The following is a 24,671-nucleotide window of genomic DNA, read 5'->3' on the forward strand; positions in this document are numbered from 1 at the left end:
CATGCTCTGGTCGTACATCCTGAAACTGGTCGTGCTGCTGCCGCTCGTCTGCGGCCTGATGATCGGCTGCCTGTATCTGTGGCGCAAGCTGGAGAGCCGGATGCCGGGCAAGACCACGACGCGGCTGATCGCCGTGCGCGAGACCATGATGATCTCGCCGGGCCTGCGCCTCGCGGTGCTCGATTTCGAGGGCAAGCGCCTGCTCGTCTCGGTCGGGCGCGGCGGCGTCAACCTGGTCGACAAGGTGGAAGGGCCGCTCGCGTGAACGTGTCCGTCACCCGCAGGGGCCACGGCCCCGCGCTGATCCGCGGCCACGCCGCGCCGGTCGCGGCGCCGTCGGGCGCGCCGTACAAGTTCCTCTGGGTGCTGCTCGCGCTGCTGCTGGCGATCGTCGTCGCCGCGCCCGCCTTCGCGCAGGGCGCGCCGGCCGCACCCGCCCCCGGCGTCGGCGACGCGGTCGACCGCGCGCTGGGGCAGCTCGGCGGGCAGGCGGGCGGGCAATCCGCGCCGCTGTCGCTGTCGCTCCAGGTCCTCATCATCATGGGCCTGCTGACGATCCTGCCGGGCATCCTCCTGATGATGACCAGCTTCACGCGGATCATCATCGTGCTGGCCGTGCTGCGCCAGGCGCTGGGCCTCCAGCAGACGCCGCCCAACCAGGTGCTGATCGGCCTGTCCTTGTTCCTGTCGCTGTTCGTGATGGCGCCGACGATCTCGCAGATCAACGCCACCGCGATCCAGCCCTATGCCGCCGGGCAGCTCGCCGGCACGCAGATGATCCAGACCGCCGGCGCCCCCTTGCACGCCTTCATGACCAAGCAGACGCGGGTAAAGGACCTGACGATGTTCGCCGACCTGGCGAAGACCGGCCCGTTCGCCCGGCCGCAGGACGTGCCCTTCGCGGTGCTGCTCCCCGCCTTCATCACCTCCGAGCTGAAGACGGCGTTCCAGATCGGCTTCCTGATCTTCCTGCCCTTCATCGTCATCGACCTGGTCGTCGCGACGGTGCTGATGTCGCTCGGCATGGCGATGCTGTCGCCGACGATCATCTCGCTGCCCTTCAAGCTCCTCCTGTTCGTGCTGGTCGACGGCTGGGCGCTGACGATGGGCAGCCTGGCGAACTCGTTCGCGACCTGAACCCGGTCGCTCCCCACCCCGTTCGTGCTGAGCGCAGTCGAAGCACAAGCCCCGAACGGTTCTGCCCTGGCATGTCCTTCGACATCGCCCGGGACGAACGGTTGAGAGAAAGCCCCGATGGACGCCGATTATTTCCTGACCATCGCCAACCAGACGATGTGGGTGCTGGCGCTCGCCGCCGCGCCGATCCTGGTGCCCGCGCTGCTGGCCGGGCTGATCCTGGGCATGGTGCAGGCCGCAACCTCGATCAACGAGCAGACGCTGACCTTCGTGCCGAAGCTCGTCGTGGTCGCGTTCTCCATCCTGATCTTCGGCAGCCTGATCCTGGGGCTGCTGACCGATTTCACCACCGCGATGTTCGAGCGGATCCCGGACTTGGTGAAGTGAATCACCGTCATGCCGGGCTCGTCCCGGCATCCAGAGCCAAGCAGCGCCATCGTTCGTGGCCCTGGACCCCGGGACAAGCCCGGGGTGACGTCTAGTGCTCGGCTTCGGCCTCTCCATCGAACCGCAGCTCTGGGCCCTGATCTTCGTCATGGTCCGGATCGGCGCGGCGTTCGTGGCGGCGCCCGTGTTCGGCGCGGTGTCGCTGCCGGTGATCGTGCGCGTGTCGCTGTCCGGCGCGATCGGCGTGCTGGTCCTCGCCGCGCACCCCGTGGTGCCGCCGCCGACCGTGTTCGCCGTCACCACCTTTATCGCCATCGCCGCGGAGGCACTGGTCGGGTTCGCGATGGGCTTCATCCTCCAGACCGCCTTTGCCGCGCCGCTGATCGCGTCCGAGCTGATCGGCGGATCGATGGGGATCGGCTTCGCCTCGTCGATCGATCCGCAGAACGGCCGCTCGTCCCCGGCGCTCGGCCAGTTCATGTCGATCATGCTGACGCTGCTGTTCCTGTCGGTCGACGGGCACCTCGTCCTGGTCGACATGCTGGTGAAGAGCTACGACGCGCTGCCCCCCGGCGCCGCCTGGATGGGGCCGGACCGGCTGAAGGCGATCGCCTTTTTCGGCGGCTACGCCTTCCTGGCGGGGCTGCTGCTGGCGCTGCCGGTCGGTTTCCTGCTGCTGTGCCTCAACATCGTCGTCGGCATGATGAGCCGCGCGGCCCCGTCGCTGAACCTGTTCTCGGTCGGCCTGCCCGCCAGTCTTGCGGTCGGCGTGATCGCGCTGGCGATCGGCTTTCCGGCGATGGGCGACTATATGCTCGTCATCATCCGCGAGGCGCTCGGCGCCGCGCAGACCATCGTGCTCGGCTGAGGGGCTGGCAGGATGTCGGAGGGTGGCGAAAAGACAGAAGCCCCAACCCAGAAGCGCCGCGACAAGGCGGCCGAGGACGGCAATGTCCTCCGCTCGCGCGACCTGGCGACGGCGCTGGTCGTCCTGGTCGGCGTCGCCTGGCTGGTGTTCATGGGGCCGGCGCTGCTCGCCGCATGCCGCGACGTCATGGCGGCGAGCTTCCAGTTCGGGCGCGGCGACGTGGAGGAATTCTCCCCCTGGCGCCCGCTCGCGGAAGCCGGGTGGCGGCTGGCGATGCCGGTCGGCTCGCTCCTCGCGATCAGCCTTGCCGCCGCGATCGTGTCGGGCATGATGCTCGGCAACGTCGGCTTCAACGCCGGCCTGTTCGCGCCCAAGGCCAGTCGCATCAATCCCGCCTCCGGCCTGAAGCGCATCTTCGGCACCAACGGCTGGATCGAACTCGCCAAGTCGATCCTGAAGGTCGTGCTGCTCGGCACGATCGGCGGCTGGATGCTGTGGAAGGCGTCGCGCGCCACCCTCGGCCTGTCGTCGTCCAACCTGACAGTCGCGTTGGACGAGATCGGCGGCACCTTCACCGGCATTCTCTTCGCGATGAGCTTCGGGCTGGTCGTTATCGCCGGCATCGACGTGCCGCTCCAGATCATCCAGCGCCTGAGCAAGCTGCGCATGACCAAGCAGGAGGTAAAGGACGAGCACAAGGAGGGCGAGGGCAATGCCGAGATGAAGGGCCATATGCGCGCCCGCGCTCGCGCCATGCTATCGGGCGGCGCGCGCAAGGCGGTGGCGGAGGCGCACGTGGTGCTCACCAACCCGACGCATTTCGCGGTCGCGCTCCGCTACGACCGGGGCCGCGACCAGGTGCCGGTGGTGGTGGCCAAGGGTCGCGGCGCGACCGCGCTCGCCATCCGCGAGATCGCGGCCGAGGTTGCGGTGCCCGTGCTCGAATATCCGCAGCTCGCTCGCGCCGTCTACTATACCAGCCGCGAGGGGCAGGAGGTGCGGGACGACCTCTACGTCGCCATCGCCACCGTGCTCGCCTTCGTCTTCGGCCTCAACGCCGCGGCGGGCGGCACCGGCACCCCGCCCTTCCCCGCCGCGCTGCCGCCGGTCGACGTGCCGCCGGGCGCGCGCTTCGACGAGAACGGCGCGAAACAATCCTAAAATTCGCGCCCATGTGGCCGTTTACGGGGGCAAGCACGAGGATACACGATGGCCGTCGACTCGATCACCAAGACGCTCGGATCGGGATCGGGCATCGACCTCAAGGCGCTGGTCACCAGCCTGGTCGACGCGCAATATGCCGCCAAGACGAAGCAGTTCACCACCAAGTCCGACACGCTCACCGCGCAGATCTCCGGCGTGGCCAAGCTGAAGAGCGCGATCACCGGCTTCGACTCGGCGCTGAAGTCGCTGGTCAAGAGCGGCTCGCTGGCGACGCAGCCGACCAGTTCCAACGCCGCCGTGCTCGGCGCCTCGCTGATCGCCGGCGCGACCGCACCGACCGCGGCGACCACGCTGACGGTGGACAGGATCGCGCAGGCTCAGGCCGCCACCTCGCGCATCGTCGTGCCGGGCGAGACGTTCCGCGGCGGCACGCTCGACGTGACGACCGGCTCCGACACCAAGGTCACCAAGTCGATCACCGTGCCGCAGGGCGCGACCCTGGCCGACGTCGCCGCGCTCATCAAGAAGGAGACCGGCTTCTCCACCGCGCTGGTCGCCGATGGCGACGGCACGCGGCTGACGGTGAAGAGCGCCACCGGCGCCTCCCAGGCGTTCGAGATCGCCGCCACCGACACAGACGGCACCGCCGCGGGCACCGGCCTGTCGGTCTTCGCGACCGGCGATGCGGGATTGAAGATCGGCACGGTCGCGCAGGACGCGCAGGTCACCGTCGACGGCGCCCGCTACACCCGCGCCAGCAACAGCATCAACAATCTGGTGCCGGGCGTGAAGCTGGATCTGACCGGCACCGGCACCACCACGATCGCGGCGACGCGGCCGACCGCGGCGCTGTCGCAGGCGGTGTCGGACTTCGTCGCCACCTATAACGAGCTCCAGGCCGTGCTGAAGGAGGCGACCAACGCCACCACGGGCGTGCTCCGCAGCGACGCCGCCGCGACCGGCATCGCGCGCGCGTTGTCTACGCTGACGACCACCAAGCTGACCGGCGCCGGCACGGTGCAGACGCTGGCGGACATCGGCGTCGCCACCAACCGCGATGGCACGCTGTCGGTCGACACGGCCCGCCTCACCCGCACGCTCGCCGGCGATCCGGCGGCGGTGGAGGCGTTGTTCGCCGACGGCACCGGCGCGAGCGGCGGCGGCCTGTCCGCGGCGATGTCGAGCATCGCGACGCGGCTGACCGACAAGACTTTCGGCCTCGATGCGGCGACCACGCGCTACACCAGGCAGCAGAGCGACCTCGCCACCGCCAAGGCGAAGCTCGCCGACGCGACCGCCGCGACGACCGAGCGGATGACGCGGCAGTTCGCCAGCATGGACTCGCGGGTGGCGGCCTATAAATCGACCCAGACGTTCCTGACCAATCAGATCGCCGCCTGGAACAAGAGCGACAGCTGATGGCCTACGCCTCCACCCTGCTGCGCGATCCGTGGGCGACCTATCGCGAGATCGACATCGCTGGCCGCACCGCGCAGGCCGCGACCGGCCCGGCGCTGGTCCAGCTGCTCTACGCCGAGCTGGTCGCGGCGCTCCGCGCGGCGGCCTGCGCGGTCGAAGCCAGGGCGTTTCGCGTGAAGAGCGAGCGTGTGACCCGCGCCACGGCGATCCTGTTCGCGCTGGAGGCGAATCTCGATTTCGAGCAGGGCGGCGAGGTGTCGAAGACGCTCGCCCGCCTCTACGCCGGCGCGCGGAGCGAGGTGGTGTCCGCCTCGATCGGCGACGATCCCGCCCCCTTCCGCTCCACCGCCGACACCATGGCCGAGATCGCCGCCGCCTGGGCCACCGCGACGGGATAATCCTCTTCTTGCGGGGGAGCGTTACGTAGCCTGTGCCCTCTTGCCTCCCCGGCGAAGGCCGGGGCCCAGTTGGGCAACGGTTCGAACTACTTACGAGCCTTTCCCAACTGGGCGCCGGCCTTCGCCGGGGAGGCTGAGAGGAGTTTCGCAAAGAATCTCCTTGCAAGCAGGATCGTCAGCGGCGGGTTTCCGCCCCTCCTACCCCTCGCCCACCAACGCCTTGGCCTCCGCCGACGCCCAGTCGAACCCGCCCGTCACCCGCCACACCTCGCGCCCTTGCGCGTCGTAGAGGATCGTGGTCGGCAGATTGGCGCCCAGTCCCGTGCTCAACCCCAGCTTGGGGTCCTGATACGGTTGCAGATGCGCGAACTTCCTCGTCGCGAAGAACGGCGCCACCTTCTCCGGCTGCAAGTCCTGCGCGACCGCGAGGACGCGCACCGCGCCCGACCCGGCAAGCGCGTCGAGCGTCGGCATCTCGGCTATGCACGGCGCGCACCACGTCGCCCACAGATTGACCAGCACCGGCTTGCCGCGGAAGGCCGCCAGCGTCACCGGCTTGCCTGACGGATCGGCGAACGACGCGGTCGGCGCCGCCTCGCCCTTGTGGCTGCGATCGATCTTGCCGGCGGGCGCGGTCGCCGGCGCAGCGGGTGCGGCCTCGTCGGGCGCCGGCGCCGCCTCGTCGGTGGAGGGAGCCGCGACGTTGGCTTGCTCCCCACCGGCGCTTTGCCTATCGCAGGCGGCGGTCAATACGGCCAGGAGACAGGCGATCGCGACGCGCGACGACATGAACGGTACCTCGAACGCGATGTGGGGCGGGCGCTTCGCCGAAGGGCCTGCCGCGGTGATGCGGGAGATAAACGCCAGCCTGCCCTTCGACAAGCGGATGTGGCGCGAGGACGTCGCCGGCAGCCGCGCGCACGTGGCAATGCTGGGCGCCGCCGGCATTGTCTCGCCCGCCGACGCCGACGCGATCGCGGCCGGACTGGAGCAGGTCGCCGCCGGCTATCAGGCGGACGGCGTGCCCGACGACCTGTCGCTGGAGGACATCCACATGCTGACGGAGGCGCGGCTGGCCGAGGCGATCGGCCCCGCCGCCGGCCGCCTCCACACCGCGCGCAGCCGCAACGATCAGGTCGCGACCGACTTCCGCCTGTGGGTGCGCGCGGCGATCGACCAGGTGCTGGCGGCACTGACCGCCTTCCAGCAGGCACTGCTCGCCCGCGCCGAGGAACACGCCGCCAGCGTCATGCCCGGCTTCACCCACCTGCAATCGGCACAGCCCGTCACGCTCGGCCACCATCTGATGGCCTATTACGAGATGGCCGCGCGCGACGTGTCTCGGTTCGCCGACGCGCGCGCGCGGATGAACCGCTGTCCGCTCGGCTCCGCCGCGCTCGCCGGCACAGGCTTCCCGATCGACCGCGACGCGACCGCCGCCGCGCTCGGTTTTGACGGCCCCACGCGCAACTCGCTCGACGCGGTCAGCGACCGGGACTTCGCGCTCGATTATCTGCAAGCCGCGACGCAATGCTCGCTTCACCTGTCGCGCCTCGCCGAGGAGTTCGTGCTGTGGGCGTCGCAGCCCTTCGGCTTCGTCGCGCTCTCCGACCAATGGTCGACCGGCAGCTCGATCATGCCGCAGAAGCGCAACCCCGACGCGGCCGAGCTGGTCCGCGGCCATGCCGGCCGCATCACCGGCTGCCTCGTGTCGCTGACGGTGACGATGAAGGGCCTGCCGCTCGCCTATTCCAAGGACATGCAGGACGACAAGCCACCGGTGTTCGAGGCACACGACCTGCTCGCCCTGTCGCTCGCGGCGATGACCGGCATGGTCGAGAGCGCGACCTTCCGCCCCGACCGGATGCGTGCCCTGGCCGAATCGGGCTTCTCCACCGCCACCGACCTCGCCGACTGGCTGGTGCGCGAGGGCGGCGTGCCGTTTCGCGAGGCGCATCACATCACCGGCCGCGCGGTGGCGCGCGCGGAAGCGGAGGGCGTCCGGCTCGACCAGCTGCCGCTCGCCGACCTGCGCGCGATCGATCCGCGCATCGACGATCGTGTCTACGACGTGCTGTCGGTCGACGCCTCTGTCGCCAGCCGGACCAGCTTCGGCGGCACCGCCCCCGCCAACGTCCGCGCCGCCATTGCCGCCGCACGCGGGGAAACCGCGTGAAGCGCTTCGTCCTCTCGGGCGCGCTGCTGCTCGCCGGCTGCGGCTCGGCCGCCGGGCTCCAGCCCGCGCCCGGCCAGTCGCTGCCCGTCGCGCCGCGCGGCGCCAACGCCACGCCGACCCCCGCCGAGCTGCTCACCCCGACGCCACAGCAGCGGCCACAACGTTCCGACGAACTCCTCCGCCGCTCCGACGAGCGCCGGTCGGACGAGTTCGACCTGCCACCGGGCTGACCATGAACCATTTCGATTACCGTGACGGCGTGATGCATGCCGAGGACGTCGCCCTGCCGACGGTCGCGCGCGAGGTCGGCACCCCCGTCTACGTCTACTCCGCCGCCACGCTGCGCCGTCACGCGCGCGTGTTCCGCGAGGGGCTGGCCGGCGTGCCGCGCAAGCATCTCGCCTACGCGATCAAGGCCAACCCCAATCTCGCCGTGCTCCGCGTCCTCGCCGACGAGGGCTACGGTGCCGACGTGGTGTCGGTGGGCGAGATGAAGCGCGCGCTCGCCGCCGGCATGGCGCCCGCCGACATCGTCTTCTCCGGCGTCGGCAAGACCAGGGCGGAGCTGGCCGCCGCCCTCGACGCCGGCATCGGCCAGTTCAACCTGGAGCTGGAGGAGGAAGGCGTCGTCCTAGCCGCCCTCGCCGCCGAGCGCGGCCTGGCCGCCCCCGCCACCCTGCGCGTCAACCCGGACGTCGACGCCGGCACCCACGCCAAGATCTCGACGGGCCGGCGCGAGAACAAGTTCGGCGTGCCGATCGACCAGGCACCCGCCATGTTCGATCGCCTCGCCGCGCTGCGCGGCCTGAACCTGCGCGGGATTGCCGTCCATATCGGCAGCCAGCTGTTCGACCTCGCTCCCCTGGAGGCCGCCTATGTCCGCATCGGCGAACTGGTGGGCGAGCTACGCGCCGCCGGGCACCACATCACCCACGTCGACCTGGGCGGCGGCCTCGGCGTCCCCTACAAGGCCGGCGACGCGCCGCCGAGCCCGGCCGACTACGGCGCCATGGTCGCGCGCGTCACCGCCGACTGGGACGCGGAACTGATGTTCGAGCCTGGCCGCGTCATCGCCGGCAACGCGGGCGTGCTGATGACGGAGGTGGTGTGGGTGAAACCCGGCGTCGTCCACCCTTACGTGATCGTCGACGCGGCGATGAACGACCTCGCGCGGCCCGCGCTCTACGACGCGTGGCATGACTTCGCTGCGGTCGAGCCCAGCGGCGAGCGGATGACCGCCAATGTCGCCGGTCCGGTGTGCGAGAGTGGCGACACTTTCGCGATGGGCCGCGACATCGACCGGGTGGAGAGCGGCGACCTCGCCGTGTTCCGCACCGCCGGCGCGTACGGCGCGACCATGGCGTCGACCTACAACAGCCGCCCGCTGGTGCCCGAGGTGCTGGTCGACGGCAACCGCTACGCCGTGGTCGCCGACCGCGTCGCGGCGGAGGCGCTGATCGCGGCGGAACGCGTGCCCGAATGGCTGGGCGGGTGACGCCCGCTCCCCGTCACCCCCCACTTGATCCGGGGCCTATCCCGCGGCGAGGCGAGCGTTTCGAGCCTCTTGCGCCCACACCCGCGGCGCCATGAACTTCAGCGCAAGGCAGAACCTTCGCGACAAACCCGTCGTTATGCCGGGCTCGTCCCGGCATCCAGGGCCAAGCAGCGCTGCCGATCGTGGCCTTGGATGCCGGGACGAGCCCGGCATGACGGAAGAAGCAGGCACGACGGCGTTTCAGAAAAGTCCCGGCTTAGGCCGAGGCGACGCGTGATGCCGTTCCTCCACAGCCTCCCCCTCTTCGTCCGCCTCCACGGCCGCCCCGTGATCCTGCTGGGTGAGGGCGACGCCGCCGACGCCAAGCGCCGCCTGCTCGCCCGAGCCGGTGCCGCCATCGTCGGCGAGGACGCGCCCGCCGCGCTCGCGATCGTCGCGATCGACGACGAGGCAGAGGCCCTCGCCGCCGTCGCCCGGTTCAAGGCGCGCGGGCTGCTCGTCAACGCCGTCGACCGCCCCGATCATTGCGACTTCACCCTGCCGGCGATCGTCGACCGCGATCCGGTGATCGTTGCGATCGGCACCGGCGGTGTGTCCGCCGGTCTCGCCGCGGCGCTGCGCCAGCGGCTCGAGGCGCTGCTGCCATCGACGCTCGGCGCGCTCGCCCACGCGCTCCAGGCCGGGCGCGGGACGCTGCGCGCCCGCTTCCCCGACGCCGGCGAGCGCCGCCGCGCCATCGCCGCCGCGCTCGCCCCCGGCGGTTCGCTTGATCCGCTTGGCGATGGCGACCCCGCCGCCTGGCTCGCCGACCCCGCCGCACCCGCCGGCGACCGCACGGAGACGATCGTCCTCCGCTCCGCCGATCCCGACGATTTGACGCTGCGCGAGGCGCGCCTGCTCGCCTCGGCCGACCGCGTCTTCCACGACGCCGACGTTCCCCCCGCCATCCTCGACCGCGCCCGTGCTGACGCCGCGCGGATCGTGGGAAGCCCAAGGATCATGCCCGGCCTGTCGATCGTTCTGCGCGCGTCATGAAGGCTTATTGCTTCCGCGTCGCCGCCGGTCGCGGCACCCCGATCGATCTGGCCGACGCGCTCGCCGCGGGGCCGGACATGGTCTGGGTCCACCTTCCGCAGATCGACGACGAAACCAAGGAATGGCTGCGCGACCGCGCGCAACTGGACGGGTACGTCGTCGATGCCCTCACCGCCACCGAGACGCGGCCCCGCTGCGAGAAGATCGACCAGGGCGCCTTCCTTAACCTGCGCGGCCGGTCGAAGGAGGAGCTCGACAATTCGGACCTGCTCGCCTCCGTCCGCATCTGGGCGCAGAAAGGCCGCGTCATCTCGGTGACGAGGAAGCCGATGATCGCCGTCTCCACCGTCAAGGCGGAGGTGGCCGCGGGCCACGTCGCCGATCCCGGCGACCTCATCACCGCCTTCGCCGCGGCCATCACCACCGACCTGGACCCCGACGTCGCCGATCTCGGCGACCAGCTCGACGATTGCGAGGAGCAGCTGGACGCCAGCCGCGTCTTCGAGCTGCGCCGCACCGTCAGCAAGGTGCGCATCGCCGCCATCGCCTATCGCCGCTTCCTGACGCCGCAGCGCGCCGCGCTGGAGAAGCTCGCGGCGCTGCCGGGCGACTGGCTGGGCGACGACGACCGCCTCCACATCGCCGCCGCCGCCGATCGCGCCGCGCGCATGGCGGAGGAGCTGGAATCGATCCGTGAACGATCGGCGCTGATGCATGAGACGCTGTCGGACCTGCGCGCCGAGCAGCTCGACACCCGCTCGCTGGTCATCTCGATCGCCGCGCTGGTGTTCCTGCCGCTGACCTTCCTGACCGGCCTCTACGGCATGAACGTCGCCAACCTGCCCTACGCGCAGGAACCCTGGGCCTTCGACGCGATCGCCGGTGCCTGCGCGCTGATCGCGGCGGGCGTGGTAATCTGGTTCGTCCGCCAGCACTGGTTCAGCAAATAAGGAAGATTCGCCGACCGCTCCGCACAGCCCATCGCCCACCCCGGCCCCCGCCGGGGTGACGAGGTAGTAGACTACAGCCCGACCCGCGCCGCCAGCCACCGCGCCGCCTGCTTCGGCGTCTCCTTCGCCTCCGCCCGATCCACCCGGTAATTGGCCGCGCGCATCGCCGCCACCGGTACCCGCCCGACCAGCGGTGCGAGCGCCCTCAGGAAGCGCGCGTCCCTCGCCCGTGCCGGTGCCACCAGCAGCATCGCGTCGTATCCCGGGATCGCCCGCTCGGGATCGCTCAGCACCCGCAGCCGATCCGCCGCGATCCGCCCGTCCGACGAGAAGGCGGAGATCACGTCGACCCGCCCGCTCGCCAGCGCCTGGTACATGAAGGTCGGGCTGTACGGCGTCGCCGCGGCGAAGCGCATGCGGTATGCACGCCGCACCGCCGCCCACTCGGGCCGCTCTAGGAACTCCAGGTCGCTGCCCAGCCGCAGTGTCGGCGACCGTGCCGCCAGGTCGGACAGCGTCGCGATCCCCAGCCGTTGCGCCTCACCTTCCTTCATCGCGAAGGCGTAGGCGTTCTCGAACCCCAGCGCCCCCACCATCCGCACGCCCTTGGTGCGCATCGTCCAGTCGCCGATCGCGCGCAGCATCGCGAGGCGGTCGGGCACGTCGGTGCGCCGCATCTCGTTGGTCCAGATCGTGCCGGCATAATCGACGTAGACGTCGACCGCCCCGCTCGCCACTGCGCCGAAGATCACCGCCGATCCCAGCCCGTCGCGGTACTCGACGCGGTATCCGGCACGCTCCAACCGATCGCCGATCAGCCGCGCCAGGATATACTGCTCGGCGAAGTTCTTGGCGCCGACCACCACCGGCCGCTCGCCGCCACTTCGCAAGGCTTGGCGCCACAGCGGCATCGTCGCCAAGGCGAGGCCGGCGGCGAGCGCCACGCTCGCTCCCAGCCACAGGCGCCGCCGCCGCGTCGCCAGCCCGCGCTCGACCAGCCCGATCCCGGCGTCGACCGACAGCGCCAGCACCGCCGCGCCCAGGCAGCCGGCGAGCACCAGCGACCAGCTCTGCGTCTGGAGGCCCGCGAAGATCAGGTCGCCCAGGCTCGCCTGCCCCACCGTGGTCGACAGCGTCGCCGCGCCGATCGTCCACGTCGCCGCGGTGCGCAGCCCTGCGATGGCGACCGGCCCGGCGAGCGGCGCCTCGACCAGCGCGAGCTTCTGCCACGTCGTCATCCCCACCGCGTCCGCCGCCTCGCCAACGCCGCGATCGATGCCGTTGAGCCCGGCGACGCCGTTGCGAAGCAGCGGGAGCAATGCGTAGAGCGTCAGCGCGAACAGCGCCGGCGCGAAGCCCAGCGGCGAGACGGGCAGCAGCCATTGCAGGCTGAGCAACAGCGGAAAGAACAGCGCGAGCAGCGCCAGCGACGGGATCGTCTGCACCAGGCTGGCGAAGCCCAGCGCGACCCGCGCGACGCGCGGCCGCCGGGCCGACCACACCGCCAGCGGCAGCGCGATCGCCACCGCCAGCGCCAGCGCCGCGACCGACAGCAGCACGTGCGCGGCGAGCAGCGGCGGCACGCGCGACAGAGCGTCGGCGAAGGCGCTCAACCGACCAACTCGCGCAGCCGCTCGGCCTGATCGCGCGGCACCCGCACCAGCGCCTGCGCGTCCGCGCCGCCGCCGCCGTTCACCAGCTCCGCCGGGCTCGCGTCGGCGACGATCCGCCCCGCCTTCATCACCAGCACCCGCGTTGCCAGCAGCAGCGCCTCCGCCATGTCGTGCGTCACCAGGATGGTGGTCAGCGCCAGTTCGTCGTGCAAGGCGCGCAGCCGCCTGCCCAACGCGTCGCGCGTCACCGGGTCGAGCGCGCCCAACGCCTCGTCGAGCAGCAGCAGCCGCGCCCCCGGCGCCAGCGCGCGGGCGATGGCGACGCGCTGCCGCTGCCCGCCCGACAGTTCGTCGGGCATCCGCCCGGCCAGGCCTGCCGGCAGGTCGACCATGTCGAGCAGCCGCGCCACGTCGGCCGGCGCCTGCCTCGCGATGCGCGGGCCGACGCCGATATTCTCCGCCACCGTCCAGTGCGGGAACAGCCCGATCGACTGGAAGACGTAGCCGATCCGCCGCCGCAGCGCCGGGGCCGGCTCGTCGCGCACGTCCTGTTCGTCGATCAGCACGCGGCCCGCACTCGGGCTCACCAGCCGGTTCACCGTCTTCAGCAGCGTGGACTTGCCCGATCCCGACGCGCCGACCAGCGCGACGAAACTGCCCGGTTCGATCCGGCACGACACGCCGTCGACCGCCGCCACCGCGCCGTATCGCCGGGCGACGTCTTCGAAGGTGACGGCGGGGGCGGCGGCTGGCATGGACACGACATGCGGGATGCGCCGACACCCGTCAAACGGAGGGGAGCCATGGCGACGGTACGATCGATCTTCATCACCGGCGGTGGGTCGGGCATCGGCCGTGCCACCGCGCAGCTCTTCGCCGCCCGCGGCTGGCGCGTCGGGCTCGCCGACGTCGACGCCGCCGGCCTGGCCGAGACGGCGGCGATGCTGCCGGTCGGCATGGTCGACACCTTCCACATGGACGTGCGCGATCGCGACGCCTGGGTCGCCTCGCTCGACGGCTTCACCGCGGGCAGCGGCGGGCGGCTCGACGTGCTCCACAACAATGCCGGCATCGGCACCGGCGGCCCGCTCGCCACGATGAGCTTCGACGATATCGACCGCACGGTCGCGATCAACCTGGTGGGCGTGCTCAACGGCGCGCGGATCGGCTACGCCTATCTCGCGAAGACGCCGGGATCGTGCCTGCTCAACACCGCCTCCGCCTCGGCGATCTACGGCTCGGCCGGCCTCGCGCCCTATTCGGCGACCAAGTTCGGCGTCCGCGCACTCACCGAGGCGCTCGACGGCGAATGGGCGTCAGCCGGTATCAAGGTCCGCTCGATCGTCCCCAGCTTCGTCGAGACGCCGCTCCTGTCCGGCATGGCCGGCGGCGGCAACCGCACCATCCGCGAACGGGTGACGGAGGCCGGCATGGAACTGACCCCGGTCGAGGCGGTCGCGCAAGCCGCGTGGGACGCGGTGCACGGCGACGCGGTCCATACCTATGTCGGCCGCACCGCGCACAAGCTGAAATTCGCCGCCCGCTGGTTCCCCGGCGCCCTGCGCAAGCGCATGCGGCGCGGCTTCGGCGAGGGTTAGGCCGGATCGACATGCGGCATTTTTCCACCCCGGCGAAAGCCGGGGTCCAGTCGGGAAGGTCGTGGAAGAGGTACGACGACCGACCGTTCGCGTCTCCCAGCTGGACCCCGGCCTTCGCCGGGGTGGACGATGAGGCCCAGCGTTGAATGTCAATCCGCCCTAGCTCCTCAATCCTCCCCCACGATCGCGTCGATCGCCTGCGCCATGTCGATGTCGCGCGCCGACAGGCCGCCGGCGTCGTGGGTGGTCAGCAGCACGTCGACCCGGTTGTAGACGTTGGACCATTCGGGATGGTGGTTCATCCGCTCGGCGATCAGCGCCACCTGCGTCATGAAGCCGAACGCCTCGATGAAGTCGGCGAACACGATCCGCCGGGTGATCGCGTCGCGCGCCTCGTCATGGTCCCATTCGGGCAGGTCGGCCAGCGCCTCGGTCCGGTCGGTCTCGTTCAGCGCCTCGATCATCCTCGCCCCCTGCTTGCCGTTCTCTCCCGCAGCGGACTATGGCGGGCGGGATGGAACGGCAAGACCTCGGCACCGCCCCGGACGCCGCCGCGATCGAGGCGATCGCCCGCGCGACGATCGCCCGGCTGCCGGCGCAGTTCGCGCGGCACCTCGGCGACGTCGTGCTGACCGTCGACGAGGAGGCGGATGCCGAGACGCTCGCCGCCCTCGGCCTCGACCACCCGCTCGACCTCACCGGCCTTTATCACGGCCGCCCGATCGGCGACCGCTCCGTCGGCGATTTCGGCACGCTGCCCGACCGCATCCACCTCTACCGCCAGGCGATCCTCGCCGAATGGTGCGAGACGGGCGTGCGCCTCGACGACCTCGTCGCCCACGTCACCATTCACGAGATCGGCCATCATTTCGGCCTGTCCGACGACGACATGCACGCGCTCGAAGATTCCCAAGACGATATGGGGACCGATTGATCCTCCGGCTCGACCAGGTCGCCTGCGCGCGCGGCGGCCGGCTGTTGTTCGCGAACCTGGACCTGACCCTCGGTCGCGGCGACGCGGGCGTGGTCACCGGCCCGAACGGCGCCGGCAAGTCCAGCCTGCTGCGCCTGTGCGCCGGCCTGCTCCGCCCGTTCGAGGGCCGGATCGAGACGGGATCGCGCGCGCTGCTCGGCGAACAATGCGCGCTCGACGGCGAGCGGGCGCTGGCCGCGGCGCTGGCATTCTGGGCGACGCTCGACGGCACGCGCGACCGGGTCGAGCCGGCCCTCGCCGCGGTGGACCTCCTTCCCCTCGCCGACGTGCCCGTCCGCCTGCTCTCCACCGGCCAGCGCCGCCGCGCCGGGCTCGCTCGCGTGGTCGCGAGCGGCGCGGCGCTGTGGCTGCTCGACGAGCCGGCGAACGGCCTCGACACCGCCTCCATCGCCCGGCTGGAGGCGCTGGTCGCCGACCATCGCGCGGCGGGTGGCGCGGTGCTGGTCGCGACGCACCTGCCGCTTGCATTGCCGGGTGGCGCGACGATCGCGCTAGGGGGGGCGGCGTGATCGCACTCCTGCTCCGCGACGTCCGCCGCGCCTATGCCGGCGGCTCGCCGACGCTGGTGGTCGCGTTCTTCCTGCTCGTCGCGACCTTGTTTCCCTTCGCGGTCGGCCCCGATGCGGCGCTGCTGGCGCGGGTCGGCGGCGGGGTGGTGTGGGCCGCCGCGCTGCTCGCCGCGCTGTTGCCCGTCGAGCGGCTCGTCGCGCCCGATCTGGAGGCGGGGGTGATCGACCAGTTCGCGGTGCGGGGGCACTCGCTCGCCGCGGTCGCCGCGACCAGGACGCTGGCGCACTGGCTCTCCTTCGCACCACCGCTGATGGCGGCGAGCGTCATCGCCGCCGCGCTGCTCGGCCTGCCGTCGCGAACGCTGATGCTGGTCGAGCTCAGCCTGCTGCTCGGCACACCCGGCCTCGCCGCGCTCGCGGTCGCCACCGGCGCGCTCACCGCCGGGCTGCGCGGCGCCGGCGCCGTCGCGGGCCTCGTCATGCTGCCGCTCGCGCTGCCGTTGCTGATCTTCGGCGCCGGCGCGGTGGAGAGCGGCAGCGGCGCGCTGAAACTCCTCGCCGCCGCCAGCTTGCTGCTCGTCGCCGGCGCGCCGTTCGCGGCGGGTGCCGCGATCCGGGCCGGGATGGATTAAGGCGCCGGCCGCTCCGCCTGCGCCTCGGCCAGGATCACCGCGAACAGCCCGGCGGGGTCGGTCCATTCGGCCACCGGCGTCCAGCCGCCGCCGCGCAGCAGGATGCGCGCGTCGCGGGGGCCGTATTTGTGGCTGTTCTCGGTGTGGATCGTCTCCCCCGTCGCCATCGCGAAGGGACGGCCGTCGACGGTGAAGTCGACGTCCCGCGTCGCTGCCAGATGCATCTCGATCCGTGCCCGATCGTCGTTCCAGCGCGCGACGTGCGCGAAGGCGTCGAGCGGCACCGTCCCGTCCAGCTCCCGGTTGATCCGCGCCAGCAGGTTCAGGTTGAACGCCGCGGTGACGCCGGCCGCATCGTCGTACGCGGGTTCCAGCACGGCCGCATCCTTGATCCGGTCCATGCCGATCAGCAGCATCGCCCCTTCCGCCAGCGACGCCCGCATCGCGCGCAGCAGGTCGATCGCGGCGAGCGGTGTCATGTTGCCGATCGTCGATCCGGGAAAGAAGCCCAGCTTGGCCGACCCGCCGATCGCGCCGGGCAGCGCCAGCGGCCGCATGAAGTCCGCCTCGAACGGCAGCACCGGCAGGTCGGGGAATTGCGCCGCCAGCACGCGCGAGGATTCACGCAGGAAATCGCCGGAAATGTCGATCGGCACGTACGCCGACGGCGCCACCGCGCGCAGCAGGATCGGCGTCTTGGTCGACGATCCCGACCCGAACTCGACCACCGCCCGCCCCTCGCCGACCAGATCGCGCACCTCCGCGCCGATCCGTTCGAGGATGCCGATCTCCGTCCGGGTCGGGTAATATTCGGGCAGCTCGGTGATCGCCTCGAACAGTTCCGACCCACGCCGGTCGTAGAACCAGCGCGCCGGGATCGCGCGCGGGCGCCGCGCCAGTCCGGCGAGCACGTCCGCCCGGAATGCCGGATCGACCAGCCCGCTTGGTATGTCACCCTCCCCCTTCAGCATCAAAGGTCCTTGGCCAGCCGCACGCCGGTGAACTGCCAGCGCTGGTGCGGGTAGAAGAAATTGCGATAACTCGCCCGCACGTGCCCGCGCGGCGTGGCGCACGATCCGCCGCGCAGCACGAACTGGCCGCTCATGAACTTGCCGTTATACTCGCCCACCGCGCCCTCCTGCGGTCGGAAGCCGGGATAGGGGCGGTACGCGCTCCCCGTCCACTCCCACACGTCGCCGAAGAACGCCGCGCCACCCTCCGCCGGTCGCGGCTCGACCGCGCCCGCGGCGTCGAGCTGGTTGCCGTCAGCCGCCTCGAACGCGCTCGCCGCCGCCTCCCACTCGAACTCGGTCGGCAGCCTGGCGCCCGCCCAGGCGGCATAGGCATCCGCCTCGAAGAAGCTGACATGCGTCACCGGCGCCGCCGGATCGATCGGCCGCCGCCCGTCCAGGCCGAAACGCGTCCAGCCGCCACCCTGCTCTTCCCAGTAGAGCGGCGCCCCGATCGCGCCCGCCTTTACCCAGGCCCAGCCGTCCGCCAGCCACCAGCGCGGCTCGCGATAGCCGCCATCGGCGATGAACGCGGCCCATTCGCCGTTGGTGACGGTGCGGTCGGCGATCCCGTGGGGGGACAGCAGCGCGCGGTGCCGCGGCCCCTCGCAGTCGAAGGCAAAGCCTGTCCCGAGCCCGGTCGAGGGCCCGTCGCCCGCATGGCCGATCTCGACGATCTCCTCGCCGCGCTCGATCCAGCCGATCGGCCCCGGCATCGCCACCGGCACCTTGCGCTCGGCCGGAAACAGCGCCGGCTCCAGCGGGTTCTCGGAGAAGAGGTGCAGCAGGTCGGTGACGAGCAGTTCCTGATGCTGCTCCTCATGATGGCAGCCGAGCGCCACCAGCTCGCGCGCCGCGGCGGGCAGCGTCGGCCATGCCGCCTCAACGCTCGCGTCGACGTGCGCGCGATAGGCGCGGACCTCGTCCAGCGTCGGCCGCGTCACCATGCCGCGCCGGTCGCGCGCGTGGCGCCGCCCTTCTGCCTCGTAATAGCTGTTGAACAGGAATGGGAAACGTTCGTCGTGGAGCGCGTAACCGGCCACGTGGTCGCGCAGCACGAACGTTTCGAAGAACCAGGTCGTGTGCGCCAGATGCCATTTCGCCGGGCTGGCATCGGCCATCGACTGCACGCTGGCGTCGGCGTCGGACAATCGATCGGTCAGTTCCAGCGTCAGCGATCGGACGGCAGCGAACCGGTCGCGGAGGGGGGATCGCTCGCTCGCCACCGCCGCTCGACCCATGCTCGCATCCTCTCGTCGGGCGCGAGCGATCGGCTCAGCGCGTTCCCCCTGGAACCCACAGAACGTCGGCAGCGCCTTTTTGGTTCAGCCAGCGCGCGGCGACGAACAGATAGTCGGACAGCCGGTTGACGTAGCTCGCCGCCGCCGCGCTCGCTCCTTCCCCCGTCTCCGCCATCGCCGCGATCGATCGCTCCGCCCGCCGCGCCACCGCGCGCGCTAGATGCACCGCCGCCGCGCCCGGATCGCCGCCCGGCAGGATGAAGCTGTCGAGCGGCGACAATTCGCCGTTCAGCCGGTCGATTGCCGCCTCCAGCCGCTCGACCTGCGCGGGCACGACGCGCAGCGCTCCCTCTATGCCCGCCGGCGTGGCCAGGTCGGCGCCCAGGTCGAACAGGTCGTTCTGGATACGCGTCAGCTCCTCGCGCACCGGCCCCTCCGCCAGGGCAGCGCTCGCCACCCCGATCGCGCTGTTCGCCTCGTCCACGTCGCCGATCGCCACCATGCGCGGATCGGCCTTGGACACCCGCGAGCCATCAACCAGCCCGGTCGTCCCGCCGTCACCCGTCCGCGTGTAAATCTTGTTGAGCTTGACCATCCTCGGCCTCCTCGTCACCCGCCCAGTCTTCCTCCGTCATGCCGGGCTCGTCCCGGCATCCAGGGTCAAGCAGCGCAACGCCCGCGACCGTGGATGCCGGGACGAGCCCGGCATGACGACGGAAGCTTCATGCAAAAAGGCAATGCCCCGGCGATTGCCGGTCAGGTGCGCCCCGCCGCGAACAGGATCAACACCACCAGCAGGATCGCCGCCGCCTGGAAGAAGATTCGCTGCTGCATCATTCGATTGGACTTCAGCGCCGCCTGGCTCGGCCCGTTGCCTTTCACCTGCGCGGTGGACTCCTGAAGGAAGGCGATCACGCCGCGGACGAGCGCCACGACCGTCGCGATCATCGCGGCGATCAGCAGGATGACGAGGAAAGTGTTCATGCCATCAATCTAGGCGTTCGCGGTCGAAAAACCAGTGGGCAGCCGGCCCTCCCGCAGGGCGTCGGCGAAGGCGCGCCCGTCCTCCCCCGCCTCGCGCAACGCCGCGAGCGTCGGCGCGCCGTGCCGCTTGGCCAGTCGCTCGCCGTCCGGTCCCAGCAGCAGCGGGTGGTGGTGATAGGCGGGGGTCGGCAGGCCGAGCAGCGCTTGCAGCAGCCGATGGACGTGCGTGGCGGCGAACAGGTCGATCCCGCGCACCACGTCGCTCACGCCCTGGGCCGCGTCGTCCACCGTCACCGCCAGATGGTAACTCGTGCCCGCATCCTTGCGCGCCAGCACCACGTCGCCCTGCGCCGCCGGCATCGCCGCGACGGGGTGCCCGTGATCGTGCCACAACAGCGGTCCGGCCAGCGCGACCGCCATCGCCATGTCGAGCCGCCAGCAATGCGGCGCATCCGCCCGCGCGGCCACCTCCGCCGCGTCCAGCCGCCGGCACGTGCCCGGATAGACCGGCTCGCCCCCGTGCGGCGCGCCCTGGCTCGCCGCGATCTCCGCGCGGGTGCAGAAGCAGCGATAGACCAGACCCCGCGCCCTCAGCGTGTCCAGCGCCGCCGCATACCGCTCCCGCCGCGCCGACTGGAACACCGGTGCCTCGTGGTCGAGCCCCAGCCAGACTAGGTCGGCCAGGATCGTCGCGACGTGCTCGGGTCGCGACCGCCCCTGATCGATATCCTCGATCCTGAGCAGGAAACGCCCGCCGCGGCTCGCCGCGAAATCATGCGCGCGTACCGCCGAGAAGGCGTGGCCGGCGTGCAGCCGCCCCGTCGGGCTCGGCGCGAACCGCGTCACCGTTGCCGCCCTTGTCAGCGCCCGTGTCGCCGCCGGGGGTTGACCCGGCTTCGCATGGCGTGCTGTCATACCCGCGTCACGCCGCTGGGCGACAGCGTCCTCGGTTTTGCTGGGGAGGATGCGTGTTTCATCCCGATCTGATCCGACATCCCGATGCCTGCCCGACGCTGGTGCTCAACGCGGATTATACGCCGCTGTCTTACTACCCGCTCAGCCTGTGGCCCTGGCAGACGGCGGTCAAGGCGATGTTCCTCGACCGCGTCGACGTGGTCGCGCACTACGAGCGCGAGGTGCACAGCGCCAGCCTGTCGATGAAGCTGCCCTCGGTCATCGCGCTTAAACAGTTCGTGCGGCCCACGCCGTTTCCGGCCTTTACCCGCTTCAACCTGTTCCTGCGCGACCGGTTCGAGTGTCAGTATTGCGGCCGCGGGCGCGACCTCACCTTCGATCACGTCGTGCCGCGCGCGCAAGGAGGCCGGACGACGTGGGAGAACGTCGTCACCGCCTGCGCGCCGTGCAACCTCAGGAAAGGGGGCCGCACGCCCCGCCAGGCGGCGATGCCGCTGCCGGTCGAGCCAGTCCGGCCGACCAACTGGCACCTCCAGGAACACGGCCGCAGCTTTCCGCCCAATTACCTGCACGACACGTGGCACGACTGGCTCTACTGGGATGTCGAGCTCGACGCGTGACGGGGATGTGATGATGCGGACAAGGACGGTGATGGTGGCGCTGCTCGGCGCGTTGACAACCACGGCCTGCGGCCAAAATCCCGAGCAAAGACAAGCCGCTGCCGACGCCCGCGCTGCTTCCTTCACACCACCCTCCGTAACCTCCCGAATAGATTTCGGCACCATGATGGACCGACGATTCCGCACGTTGGATCGCGATGGCAATGATATCATCAGTTCTGACGAGATGCCTCGCCAGAATTCGCGACTGCGAGAGTTGGACCGCAACGGCGATGGTCAAGTCACTGCCAGCGAGTTCAGCGAGGGCATGCTGGGCTTTTTCGACCGTATGGACCTCAATCGCGACGGCACCGTCACGTCCGAGGAACGCGAGACGTACCGTTCGCGTCCCGTATCCACGCCCACTCCCGTCAACTCGGCTCCGCGCCTACCCTGACGAGCGGTTATTCTTCATGAGGAACGCGTCGCTGTCGAAGGCGCACCCGTTGGTATGACCGTCTAGTCCACTGTTACAGGCTGACGCAGCAGCTTCGCGGCCCGCTGAGCGACGACAGGATACAGGTCCGCGAGCGACGCAGGTTGAGACTCCCCGATGGGAGTCGAGTTGATCGTTACAAACGGTCATTGCCGTACCGGCACGACGCCGACGCGAGCGGCTTATCCGACCTGAGGCGTGTTATTTGGTTGCGGGGACAGGATTTGAACCTGTGACCTTCAGGTTATGAGCCTGACGAGCTACCGGGCTGCTCCACCCCGCGACGGGGGCATGTTGCCCCAGTTCCCGACGGTTTGTCGGGGGAATGTGAATGGGTTCTTGTTCTCTCACGGGCTGCAATGCCTGGCGACGACCTACTCTTCCATCGCTTGAGCGATAGTACCATTGGCGCAGTCGGGTTTCACGGCCGAGTTCGGGATGGGATCGGGTGGGACACCGACGCTATAGCCACCAGGCAATGGAGCGCGTGAGATATTCTCATGAAGTGGTACTTCATGAGAGCCCTGAGGGGGGATGCCGGTCGCCACGGGTGGCGAGGAGCGTTCCCTCGGGGGCTGGTTCAAATCGATGCCGTGCACGGTGTTGTATAATCTGGTTGGAGGTCATCATCCCACCCAGTCCGGTTTGTGTCCGGTGCTGATGTTGGTGGTGTGGCACTCTCAAGCGCGAATAGAGCGATTAGTATCGGTTAGCTTCACGCGTTACCGCGCTTCCACATCCGATCTATCAAGGTCGTGGTCTTCGACCGCTCTGAGAAATCTTATCTCGAGGGAGGCTTCCCGCTTAGATGCTTTCAGCGGTTATCCCGTCCGTACATAGCTACCCTGCTGCGCCGTTGGCACGACGACAGGTACACCAGAGGTACGTTCAACCCGGTCCTCTCGTACTAGGGTCAACTCCTCTCAAATTTCGACGCCCACGGCAGATAGGGACCAAACTGTCTCGCGACGTTCTGAACCCAGCTCACGTACCACTTTAATTGGCGAACAGCCAAACCCTTGGGACCTGCTCCAGCCCCAGGATGTGATGAGCCGACATCGAGGTGCCAAACAACCCCGTCGATATGAGCTCTTGGGGGTTATCAGCCTGTTATCCCCGGCGTACCTTTTATCCGTTGAGCGATGGCCCTTCCACGAGGGACCACCGGATCACTATGACCGACTTTCGTCTCTGCTCGACTTGTCAGTCTCGCAGTCAGGCGGGCTTATGCCATTGCACTCTTGCAGCCGGTTTCCAACCGGCCTGAGCCCACCATCGCGCGCCTCCGTTACTCTTTAGGAGGCGACCGCCCCAGTCAAACTACCCGCCACAGAGGGTCCTTGCACCGGTTTCACGGTGCGAAGTTAGACATCAGAAAACAACAGGGTGGTATTTCACCTACGGCTCCACATCAGCTGGCGCCAATGCTTCAAAGCCTCCCACCTATGCTACACAGTTCCTTCCTAATGCCACTCTGAAGCTGCAGTAAAGGTGCACGGGGTCTTTCCGTCTAACCGCGGGTACCCCGCATCTTCACGGGGAATTCAATTTCGCTGAGCATGTCCTGGAGACAGTGGGGAAGTCGTTACGCCATTCGTGCAGGTCGGAACTTACCCGACAAGGAATTTCGCTACCTTAGGACCGTTATAGTTACGGCCGCCGTTTACCTGGGCTTCATTTCAGAGCTTGCACCCCTCCACTTAACCTTCAGGCACCGGGCAGGCGTCAGGCCCTATACGTCGTCTTGAAGCCGACTTAGCAGAGCCCTGTGTTTTTGCTAAACAGTCGCTACCCCCTGGCCTGTGCCCCCTCATAAAGCTTGCGCTTAGTGAGGGCCTCCTTCTTCCGAAGGTACGGAGGCAATTTGCCGAGTTCCTTCAGGACACTTCTCTCAAGCGCCTTGGTATACTCTACCTGACCACCTGTGTCGGTTTCGGGTACGGTCTATACGGTGGGGCTATTTCCTGGAACCTCTTCGAAGCCCAGCCAATCCAATAAGGCTGAACAACACACGAGATCCGTCACACACCACCAGGCCCACGAATATTAACGTGGTTCCCATCGACTACCCCCTTCGGGCTCGTCTTAGGGGCCGGCTCACCCTGCGCGGATTAGCCTTGCGCAGGAACCCTTGGTCTTTCGGCGAGAGGGCATCTCACCCTCTTTATCGCTACTCATGTCTGCATTCGCACTTCCGATACCTCCACGACCCATTACCAGATCGCTTCGCAGGCCTACGGAACGCTCCGCTACCGCGTGGATAAATCCACACCCTAAGCTTCGGTGCACGTCTTGAGCCCCGTTACATCTTCGCCGCAGAAACCCTTGTTTAGACCAGTGAGCTGTTACGCTTTCTTTAAAGGATGGCTGCTTCTAAGCCAACCTCCTGGTTGTTTTGGGATTTCCACATGCTTTCCCACTTAGACGTGACTTGGGGACCTTAGCTGTAGGTCAGGGCTGTTTCCCTTTTGACGACGGACCTTAGCACCCGCCGTCTGTCTCCCGGATATCACTCCTAGGTATTCGGAGTTTGGTTAGAGTTGGTAGATCTCGCGACCCCCGCATCCATCCAGTGCTCTACCCCCTAGGGTGTCCATCCGAGGCACTACCTCAATAGTTTTCGCGGAGAACCAGCTATTTCCCGGCTTGATTGGCCTTTCACCCCTAAACACAACTCATCCGGTAACTTTTCAACGTTAATCGGTTCGGACCTCCAGTGCGTGTTACCGCACCTTCATCCTGGTCATGCCTAGATCGCCGGGTTTCGGGTCTAATACATCGAACTATGGGCGCCCTATTCAGACTCGCTTTCGCTGCGCCTACACCTAACGGCTTAAGCTTGCTCGATACATTAAGTCACAGACCCATTATGCAAGAGGTACGCTGTCAGGCCTCAAAGAACCCTCCAACTGCTTGTAGGCAATCCGTTTCAGGTACTGTTTCACTCCCCTCATCGGGGTGCTTTTCACCTTTCCCTCACGGTACTAGTTCGCTATCGGTCGCATACGAGTATTTAGGCTTGGAGGGTGGTCCCCCCATGTTCAGACAGAA

General features: G+C 69.1%; 26 protein-coding genes, 1 tRNA gene, 2 rRNA genes and 1 pseudogene (1 of these 30 cut by a window edge). 18 read left to right on the plus strand and 12 right to left on the minus strand.

Going from position 1 to position 24,671, the window contains the following annotated elements:
• Position 1 precedes the first annotated feature (1 nt).
• The 7 genes from BM145_RS14365 (at position 2) to BM145_RS14395 (ending at position 5,373) form a co-directional block, all read left to right on the plus strand.
• Positions 2-265 carry a flagellar biosynthetic protein FliO gene (locus tag BM145_RS14365; protein ID WP_093334364.1) on the plus strand — a complete coding sequence of 88 codons (264 nt, stop codon included), beginning with the start codon at positions 2-4 and terminating at the stop codon, positions 263-265.
• Positions 262-1,137, plus strand: a complete 876-nt coding sequence (fliP, locus tag BM145_RS14370; protein ID WP_093334365.1) for a flagellar type III secretion system pore protein FliP — start codon at positions 262-264, stop codon at positions 1,135-1,137. Before BM145_RS14365 ends, fliP begins: the two co-directional genes overlap by 4 nt.
• Before the next feature lie 117 nt (positions 1,138-1,254).
• On the plus strand, positions 1,255-1,524 hold the full coding sequence (gene fliQ, locus BM145_RS14375; RefSeq protein WP_093334366.1) for a flagellar biosynthesis protein FliQ: 270 nt from the start codon (positions 1,255-1,257) through the stop codon (positions 1,522-1,524).
• Between the two features lie 94 nt (positions 1,525-1,618).
• Complete coding sequence (gene fliR, locus BM145_RS14380; protein WP_093334367.1) at positions 1,619-2,392, plus strand: flagellar biosynthetic protein FliR; 774 nt, start codon at positions 1,619-1,621, stop codon at positions 2,390-2,392.
• Positions 2,393-2,404: 12 nt separating this feature from the next.
• Entirely contained in the window at positions 2,405-3,553 is a 1,149-nt protein-coding gene (locus BM145_RS14385; protein ID WP_093334368.1) for an EscU/YscU/HrcU family type III secretion system export apparatus switch protein, read from the plus strand.
• A 48-nt stretch (positions 3,554-3,601) separates the two neighbouring features.
• Positions 3,602-4,975 (plus strand): flagellar filament capping protein FliD, encoded by a 1,374-nt coding sequence (fliD, locus tag BM145_RS14390; protein WP_093334369.1) that lies wholly within the window; start codon positions 3,602-3,604, stop codon positions 4,973-4,975.
• Positions 4,975-5,373, plus strand: a complete 399-nt coding sequence (locus BM145_RS14395; RefSeq protein ID WP_093334370.1) for a flagellar protein FliS — start codon at positions 4,975-4,977, stop codon at positions 5,371-5,373. Before fliD ends, BM145_RS14395 begins: the two co-directional genes overlap by 1 nt.
• A 198-nt stretch (positions 5,374-5,571) precedes the next feature.
• On the opposite strand, the gene BM145_RS14400 is transcribed toward BM145_RS14395, so the two are convergent.
• Positions 5,572-6,162: a TlpA family protein disulfide reductase gene (locus BM145_RS14400; protein WP_093334371.1), complete on the minus strand. Its 591-nt coding sequence runs from the start codon at positions 6,160-6,162 to the stop codon at positions 5,572-5,574.
• Positions 6,163-6,181: 19 nt separating this feature from the next.
• Between BM145_RS14400 and argH the strand changes: the two genes are divergently transcribed.
• The 5 genes from argH (at position 6,182) to BM145_RS14425 (ending at position 11,029) form a co-directional block, all read left to right on the plus strand.
• Positions 6,182-7,549, plus strand: a complete 1,368-nt coding sequence (gene argH / locus BM145_RS14405) for an argininosuccinate lyase (protein WP_177200229.1) — start codon at positions 6,182-6,184, stop codon at positions 7,547-7,549.
• A complete protein-coding gene (locus BM145_RS14410; RefSeq protein ID WP_093334373.1) occupies positions 7,546-7,779 on the plus strand; it encodes a hypothetical protein in 234 nt (77 codons plus the stop codon). Before argH ends, BM145_RS14410 begins: the two co-directional genes overlap by 4 nt.
• A 2-nt stretch (positions 7,780-7,781) precedes the next feature.
• A complete protein-coding gene (gene lysA / locus BM145_RS14415) occupies positions 7,782-9,044 on the plus strand; it encodes a diaminopimelate decarboxylase (RefSeq protein WP_093334374.1) in 1,263 nt (420 codons plus the stop codon).
• Between the two features lie 276 nt (positions 9,045-9,320).
• Positions 9,321-10,079 (plus strand): precorrin-2 dehydrogenase/sirohydrochlorin ferrochelatase family protein, encoded by a 759-nt coding sequence (locus BM145_RS14420; RefSeq protein ID WP_093334375.1) that lies wholly within the window; start codon positions 9,321-9,323, stop codon positions 10,077-10,079.
• Positions 10,076-11,029, plus strand: a complete 954-nt coding sequence (locus BM145_RS14425) for a zinc transporter ZntB (RefSeq protein WP_093334376.1) — start codon at positions 10,076-10,078, stop codon at positions 11,027-11,029. The genes BM145_RS14420 and BM145_RS14425 overlap by 4 nt, the downstream gene beginning before the upstream one ends.
• A 71-nt stretch (positions 11,030-11,100) precedes the next feature.
• Here BM145_RS14425 and BM145_RS14430 read toward each other — a convergent pair whose 3' ends face one another.
• Positions 11,101-12,642 carry an ABC transporter permease/substrate-binding protein gene (locus tag BM145_RS14430; RefSeq protein WP_093334377.1) on the minus strand — a complete coding sequence of 514 codons (1,542 nt, stop codon included), beginning with the start codon at positions 12,640-12,642 and terminating at the stop codon, positions 11,101-11,103.
• Entirely contained in the window at positions 12,639-13,397 is a 759-nt protein-coding gene (locus tag BM145_RS14435; RefSeq protein WP_093334378.1) for an ATP-binding cassette domain-containing protein, read from the minus strand. Before BM145_RS14435 ends, BM145_RS14430 begins: the two co-directional genes overlap by 4 nt.
• A gap of 48 nt (positions 13,398-13,445) precedes the next feature.
• Here BM145_RS14435 and BM145_RS14440 point away from each other — a divergent pair, with 48 nt between their 5' ends.
• Complete coding sequence (locus BM145_RS14440; protein WP_093334379.1) at positions 13,446-14,240, plus strand: SDR family oxidoreductase; 795 nt, start codon at positions 13,446-13,448, stop codon at positions 14,238-14,240.
• A 167-nt stretch (positions 14,241-14,407) separates the two neighbouring features.
• Here the strand turns inward: BM145_RS14440 and BM145_RS14445 are convergent.
• Positions 14,408-14,707: pseudogene (locus BM145_RS14445) on the minus strand (4a-hydroxytetrahydrobiopterin dehydratase); the annotation flags it as partial.
• Between the two features lie 47 nt (positions 14,708-14,754).
• On the opposite strand from BM145_RS14445, the gene BM145_RS14450 reads away from it, so the two are divergent.
• The 3 genes from BM145_RS14450 to BM145_RS14460 are packed head-to-tail and all read left to right on the plus strand — an operon-like array spanning position 14,755 to position 16,375.
• The gene (locus BM145_RS14450) at positions 14,755-15,174 is read left to right on the plus strand and encodes a metallopeptidase family protein (protein WP_245739366.1); all 420 of its coding nucleotides are present in this window, start codon (positions 14,755-14,757) and stop codon (positions 15,172-15,174) included.
• Positions 15,171-15,743 carry a heme ABC exporter ATP-binding protein CcmA gene (ccmA, locus tag BM145_RS14455; RefSeq protein WP_093334382.1) on the plus strand — a complete coding sequence of 191 codons (573 nt, stop codon included), beginning with the start codon at positions 15,171-15,173 and terminating at the stop codon, positions 15,741-15,743. Before BM145_RS14450 ends, ccmA begins: the two co-directional genes overlap by 4 nt.
• Positions 15,740-16,375 carry a heme exporter protein CcmB gene (locus BM145_RS14460; RefSeq protein WP_093334383.1) on the plus strand — a complete coding sequence of 212 codons (636 nt, stop codon included), beginning with the start codon at positions 15,740-15,742 and terminating at the stop codon, positions 16,373-16,375. The genes ccmA and BM145_RS14460 overlap by 4 nt, the downstream gene beginning before the upstream one ends.
• Here BM145_RS14460 and egtD read toward each other — a convergent pair.
• The 5 genes from egtD to gluQRS form a co-directional block, all read right to left on the minus strand.
• Entirely contained in the window at positions 16,372-17,346 is a 975-nt protein-coding gene (gene egtD, locus BM145_RS14465; protein WP_093334384.1) for an L-histidine N(alpha)-methyltransferase, read from the minus strand. The genes BM145_RS14460 and egtD overlap by 4 nt on opposite strands.
• Positions 17,346-18,626, minus strand: coding sequence for an ergothioneine biosynthesis protein EgtB (gene egtB, locus BM145_RS14470; protein WP_093334385.1), 1,281 nt, complete (start codon positions 18,624-18,626; stop codon positions 17,346-17,348). Before egtB ends, egtD begins: the two co-directional genes overlap by 1 nt.
• Positions 18,627-18,660: 34 nt before the next feature.
• Positions 18,661-19,221, minus strand: coding sequence for a cob(I)yrinic acid a,c-diamide adenosyltransferase (locus BM145_RS14475; protein ID WP_093334386.1), 561 nt, complete (start codon positions 19,219-19,221; stop codon positions 18,661-18,663).
• A gap of 161 nt (positions 19,222-19,382) precedes the next feature.
• Positions 19,383-19,610 carry a twin transmembrane helix small protein gene (locus BM145_RS14480; RefSeq protein WP_093334387.1) on the minus strand — a complete coding sequence of 76 codons (228 nt, stop codon included), beginning with the start codon at positions 19,608-19,610 and terminating at the stop codon, positions 19,383-19,385.
• Between the two features lie 9 nt (positions 19,611-19,619).
• The gene (gluQRS, locus tag BM145_RS14485) at positions 19,620-20,525 is read right to left on the minus strand and encodes a tRNA glutamyl-Q(34) synthetase GluQRS (protein ID WP_093334388.1); all 906 of its coding nucleotides are present in this window, start codon (positions 20,523-20,525) and stop codon (positions 19,620-19,622) included.
• 53 nt (positions 20,526-20,578) lie between these two features.
• Here gluQRS and BM145_RS14490 point away from each other — a divergent pair, with 53 nt between their 5' ends.
• Together BM145_RS14490 and BM145_RS14495 are read left to right on the plus strand one after the other, a co-directional pair.
• The gene (locus tag BM145_RS14490; RefSeq protein ID WP_093334389.1) at positions 20,579-21,145 is read left to right on the plus strand and encodes an HNH endonuclease; all 567 of its coding nucleotides are present in this window, start codon (positions 20,579-20,581) and stop codon (positions 21,143-21,145) included.
• 31 nt (positions 21,146-21,176) lie between these two features.
• Positions 21,177-21,581, plus strand: coding sequence for an EF-hand domain-containing protein (locus BM145_RS14495; protein ID WP_245739367.1), 405 nt, complete (start codon positions 21,177-21,179; stop codon positions 21,579-21,581).
• Between the two features lie 245 nt (positions 21,582-21,826).
• On the opposite strand, the gene BM145_RS14500 is transcribed toward BM145_RS14495, so the two are convergent.
• The 3 genes from BM145_RS14500 to BM145_RS14510 all read right to left on the minus strand — a co-directional run.
• Positions 21,827-21,903 (minus strand) — tRNA-Met (locus BM145_RS14500).
• Between the two features lie 78 nt (positions 21,904-21,981).
• Positions 21,982-22,096: ribosomal RNA gene (rrf, locus tag BM145_RS14505) — 5S ribosomal RNA — on the minus strand.
• Positions 22,097-22,299: 203 nt separating this feature from the next.
• Positions 22,300-24,671, minus strand: a 23S ribosomal RNA gene (locus BM145_RS14510) (it continues 447 nt past the right edge of the window).

Source organism: Sphingomonas rubra (assembly GCF_900115745.1).
In the GTDB taxonomy this organism is placed as follows: Bacteria; Pseudomonadota; Alphaproteobacteria; order Sphingomonadales; family Sphingomonadaceae; genus Sphingomonas; species Sphingomonas rubra.